We start from the raw sequence: 634 nt of genomic DNA on the forward strand, positions 1-634 counted from the left end.
TAAATACCAGTTTGATGGTGACATCTAATGGCAATTTTTCGATATCCAGGTGGCAAAGAGAGAGGCAAGAAGACAATTATTTCATTCATTCCAGAAGGTGTGAATGAAGTCTGTTCCCCCTTTCTCGGGGGCGGTGCCGTCGAACTGGACCTGGGTCAACGCGGCATCCGAGTGCATGGATTCGATGTGTTCCAGCCGTTGGTGAATTGTTGGCGGCAGGTCAAGCTCGATGCAGGTGCTGTCGCTGATGCTGCCCGGAAGTTCCATCCGATTGACAGGGATGGGTTCTATCGGCTCCAGCGGTCGTACTTCGACATTCGCGATCCAATGATGCGGGCCGGGGCCTACTTCGCACTCAATCGGTCGTCGTTCAGCGGCCTAACCTTCAGCGGTGGATATTCTGGCTCCGAAAATCGGTTCACCCTGTCATCCATCAACAAGCTGGCAAGAACCACGATCCCCAACATCACGGTAGATCAGGCCGACTTCGAACTCAGTCTCTCGCGGCACCCTGATGCCTTTGCCTACCTTGATCCGCCATACCTGCTGGCGGCATCGAAATCGAACCTATATGGCCTTCGGGGTGATGCCCATCGGGATTTCGACCATGGTCGGTTGGCTGATATCCTTCGGT

At 54.1% G+C, this 634-nt stretch carries 1 protein-coding gene; it reads left to right on the forward strand.

Going from position 1 to position 634, the window contains the following annotated elements; translation table 11 throughout:
- Positions 1-27 precede the first annotated feature (27 nt).
- The coding region (locus H261_RS24445) for a DNA adenine methylase (protein ID WP_081609052.1) at positions 28-634 on the forward strand (607 nt) is incomplete at its 3' end.

The organism is Paramagnetospirillum caucaseum (assembly GCF_000342045.1).
Classification (GTDB): Bacteria; Pseudomonadota; Alphaproteobacteria; order Rhodospirillales; family Magnetospirillaceae; genus Phaeospirillum; species Phaeospirillum caucaseum.